Source organism: Flavobacterium succinicans LMG 10402 (genome assembly GCF_000611675.1).
Taxonomy (GTDB): Bacteria; Bacteroidota; Bacteroidia; order Flavobacteriales; family Flavobacteriaceae; genus Flavobacterium; species Flavobacterium succinicans.
In genome coordinates this window covers 1-4,656 of record NZ_JATV01000035.1, presented here as the reverse complement: position 1 = coordinate 4,656, position 4,656 = coordinate 1, and the positions used below count along the sequence as shown (strand labels likewise).

Here is a 4,656-nt window from a genome sequence, read left to right as displayed (position 1 = left end):
TTTGATACATTTGTTTTTAACCGAAAGATTACGCATCTTTAATCCCAGCCTGCTTGTAGCGCGGGAACGTTGGTGGCAATTAAAAACCCGAATACAACAAGATAAATAATTATTCAAGACAATTTAATGAAACAAACACTTAAACTTTTAACCTTATTTTTAGCAACACTTTTTGTAAGTTGTAATAGTTACGGACAAAAAAATGACGACTATTCTTTTAAAATAGACAATTTAATCAAAACGACAGCCCCAAGAAGTTTTAACGGAGTGATTTTAGTTACTCAAAATGGTAAAACTAAATACAAGAATGCATACGGATATTCAAATTTTGAAAAAAAGACTCCTTTAACAACCAAAGACAATTTTATAATTATGTCAAACAGCAAACAAATTACTGCTGTTTTGATTTTAAAAGAAGTTGAAAAAGGGACAATTGATTTGCAGAGCCCTGTTAGAAAATATTTACCCGACTTGCCAAAAAGTTGGGCAGACACTGTTACTGTTCACAATTTATTGAACTTTTCTGCTGGAATAACCGACATTGACAAACCTTTACTTTTTAAACCAGGTTCTGACTTTAAGTATGGCAACACAACATATATAATGCTTGGAAAGATTATAGAAAGAGTTACAGGCAGAAAATATATTGATGTAGCAAACGAGTTGTTCAAAGAACTGAAAATGAAAAACACATTTTGTTTTGAACAAGGCAAATTACAAAATAGAGTTCAAGGTTATCGCAACACAAACAATAATTTCGCATTGGTAGACAAACCATTTGAAAATAATGATATGGTTTCTGCTGCTGGAATTATTTCTAATGTAGCCGACTTAAATATTTGGGATAAACTATTGCACAAAGGAAAAATATTAAAACCAGAAACCTATCAGCTGATGACAACTTATACTATTACTGCGCAACATATCGCATTTGGGAAAGAAAAAATTGGCTACGGTTATGGCATAAGAATAGGTGACAAAACACCAATTAAATACGTTGGTCATACAGGCGGTGGTTCTGGTTTTGTATCATTCAAAGTTTATTTTCCTGAAACTGACGTGGACATCGTTGTTTTGGAAAATCAATCAAATGATAACATAGACTTGTTTTACGAGTTTGAAATTAAAATTAGCGAAATCGTAATGAATAGTAACTTAATGAAAAAATAACTGCCACCAACACACGCTACAAGCAATTTGGGTATTAGGCTTAATGGAAAAATTGGTTTGTATTTGGAAGATTTGGCAAATCCGAAAGATAACGCTGATTTAATCCCAAACTGCTTGTAGCGCGGGAACGTTGTGCGTAATTATTAGAAATACTGGAAACAACGATATAACTTCAAATAAGATTTATTACTTTAGCTTTTAAAAAAAATCAATGGAATTAATAGCGGACTACTCTAAGCTTAAAAATGATCCAATAGCTTCAATATTGGTTGAAAAAATTCAAAGTTTAGATATTGATAATTCTAATTTATACTATAATTTCCCATTATATAGAGGTGAAACTAAAGATGATCTGATACAGGCTCATGTTTTGCTTGTCTCTAAAAAATATGGTGTGATTTTTTTTAGATGTATAAACAATCCTGAACTATATAATGATCTAGAAAAGAAAAAAATGGATGACCTTGATGGTCATATTTTTGCAAGGATTAATAAAGTTGATGAATTAAGGATAAAAAGAAGAGAATTAAAAATATTTGTAACTCCAAAAATATTTGTGAATTCAGAAATAACAATTTCTAGTGATGAGTTTATTAATTTAAATTTAGTTGAAGACGCTATTTTACAAAATGAAAAAGAAATCTTAACTGAAGAAGAATTTCTTTTATTATCATCAGCAATTGAGGGAAGTGTTCACTTAAGAAATAAAAAAGAAAGGGAAATCTCTAAAAAATTATCAAAAGGAGATGTCTTAAATATTATACAAAGTCAACATTCTGCATTTGATATTGAACAAAAAAAAGCTGCTTTAAATATAATTGATTCGCCTCAGAGAATTAGAGGACTTGCAGGCTCTGGGAAAACTATTATTTTAGCAATGAAAGTAGCATTGTATCATTTACAAAATCCTGATGCGGAGATTTTATATACTTATTTTACAAAAGCTTTATACGGTCAAATAAAATATTTAATTGAAAAATATTATCGTGACTTTGCCGATAATAACGAACCTGATTGGACGAAAATTCATATTTTGCATGGTTGGGGAGGTACTGGTTTAAGAGGAGTCTATTCCGATACCTGCCAAGAAAATAATGTTACACCAATTGGATTCCTTGAAGCTAGGGCAAACGCAAAAAATCCATTTAATTATATATTTAGCCAATTAAATAAACTTGAACTAATAACAAAATATGATCTAACTTTAATTGATGAAGGTCAAGATTTTCCTGCATCATTCTATCAGGTATGCCGAAAAATCACAAAAAACATGAGAATTGTATGGGCTTACGATGATTTTCAAAATATTTTTGATGTAAATATCCAAGATGAAAAAGAAACTTTTGGTAAAGATGAAAATGGAGTTTTTTATGTTGACTTTGCAAGAGATGATAATACTTTACAAGATATTGTTTTACATAAATGTTATAGAAATCCAAGATTAGCCTTGATTAATGCATTTGCTTTGGGATTAGGTATTTATAATGATAATGTTTTACAACGATTAGAAGATAATAATCATTGGATTGATTTAGGTTTCACAATTGAAAAAGGGGATTCCTCAGATGGTTGTGAAATGGTTATTTCTAGACCCCTAGAAAATAGTCCAATAATAACAAACGATTATTTTAAAGATGATTCAATTCAAATAGAAATATTTGATGATGTAATTGAAGAATGTAAATATGTCTGTTCCAAAATAATTGAAGATATTAAAATAGAAAACTTAAGACCTGATGATATAAGCGTTATTGGTATTGATAATAAACACATAGGTTATTATTTTGATACAATTCAAGAAATATTAAATAACAATAACATAGCTACTTTTAATTTACTCAATGCATCTAATAATAATACAAAGTACTCTATTGCAAATCATGTTACTCTGTCCACATTAAACAAAGCAAAAGGGAATGAATCTGGAATGGTCTATATAGTAGGAACAGAGTATGCTTTTCGTAATAAAGATTACATTATTGATCGAAATAAGATATTTACAGCAATTACAAGAAGTAAAGGTTGGGTAGTGTTAACAGGTTTTGAAAAAGCGAATCAATGTAAAAAAGAAATGGATTTCCTTAAAAAGAATGATTATAAATTTATATTCAAACAACCTAGTGAATATGAAACAAAAACGATTTTAAGAGGAATGACAAAACAACAAGGTATTTTAAATGATATAACAACTAAAATGCAAGAGTTGTCAAAGATAGGATTGACTCAGGAAGAAATTATTGCACTTTTGAAAGATTTAGATAAAGATAAAAAATAATGAATAGAGGTAAATTCATCGCGTCTATTAATGACTCTGTTAGTTTATTAACTAAATTAGATCTTTTTAAATCTAAAGGTACTAAAGGAAATGGAGTTTATTCAGAAGAATTTTTAAAAACCAGTAAGGGGGATAATATTGTTGCGACATACGAATGTGCTATTCAAAATTTTGATTATGATATTCTATTAAAAGATGACTCTCTGATTCAGTTTCAGCAAAAAAATGATGATTTAAGATATGCTTACATACAAAACCCTTACAAATTTATTTCAAAAGAAGAATATGTTCTTTTAACTCATAGTACAGAAGAACTCGAATTATTCCCAGATTTAACAATAGAAGAATTAATAAATGAAAATGAATATGAGCAATTTTTAAACGAACAAAATTTAAATTCAATTTCTAACTATTTTAGATATGACTGTTCTCCTGCTGGATATAACCCATTAGTCCATTCATATTCTCATTTTCACATCGGTATGAATGAGAACATTAGAATTCCCACTTCCAAAAAAATCACACCATTAAAATTCACAAAATTTTGTATCAAAAATACGTACTATGAAAATTGGAAATCATGTTTTGAATCAGATCCAACTTTTATATCTGAAATTATAAAAATTAAAAATGAATGTTTAGAATTACCTCAAACCAAATGGAGTGAGATTGAAAAAAACGAATTGTACCTATTATAACTACGCACAACCGCCATTTAGCGAGATTGTGGGTTTAGTGGAATTGCCGTTTTTCATGACGTTTACGTTCAGCCGAAAGTACTCGTTTTCAAAAGTCCACAACCTCGCTAAGTGGCATAACGTTAGGGTGTATAGCTCCGTTGAAAAGAAACAGCCGACATCAACCAGACGTTTTGCAACTGAAAAAATAATAATGAACTAGCTAGCGTGCCGACGCAAATCAAGCTCAGAATTTGACATCGAAATGCGAAAGACAAGCAAATTTGAATCACTTTACGGAAAACAGAAGGCGGAAAAATTTTTCGTTTTTTATTTGAGTTTTAATAGAAAAACATAATTCCGACGACAAACACAAAACAGAAAAGCTACCGAAATTGGAACGTGGAAAAGTTGCCGAAATTGGACTGGAAAAATTGGAACGGATGAACTTTGGTGCTTTTCAAACGTGTCGCTACACACCCTAACACACGCTACAAGCGATTTGGGCAATTGGTTTAATGGGAAAATTGGTTT

General features: G+C 30.0%; 3 protein-coding genes. All 3 read left to right on the top strand.

Going from position 1 to position 4,656, the window contains the following annotated elements:
- Positions 1 to 126: 126 nt before the first annotated feature.
- Complete coding sequence (locus AO58_RS0116650; protein ID WP_024982765.1) at positions 127 to 1,170, top strand: serine hydrolase domain-containing protein; 1,044 nt, start codon at positions 127 to 129, stop codon at positions 1,168 to 1,170.
- A 211-nt stretch (positions 1,171 to 1,381) separates the two neighbouring features.
- Positions 1,382 to 3,445, top strand: coding sequence for a DEAD/DEAH box helicase (locus tag AO58_RS0116645; RefSeq protein WP_024982764.1), 2,064 nt, complete (start codon positions 1,382 to 1,384; stop codon positions 3,443 to 3,445).
- The gene (locus AO58_RS0116640; protein ID WP_024982763.1) at positions 3,445 to 4,143 is read left to right on the top strand and encodes a DUF2290 domain-containing protein; all 699 of its coding nucleotides are present in this window, start codon (positions 3,445 to 3,447) and stop codon (positions 4,141 to 4,143) included. The genes AO58_RS0116645 and AO58_RS0116640 overlap by 1 nt, the downstream gene beginning before the upstream one ends.
- Positions 4,144 to 4,656: the final 513 nt, after the last annotated feature.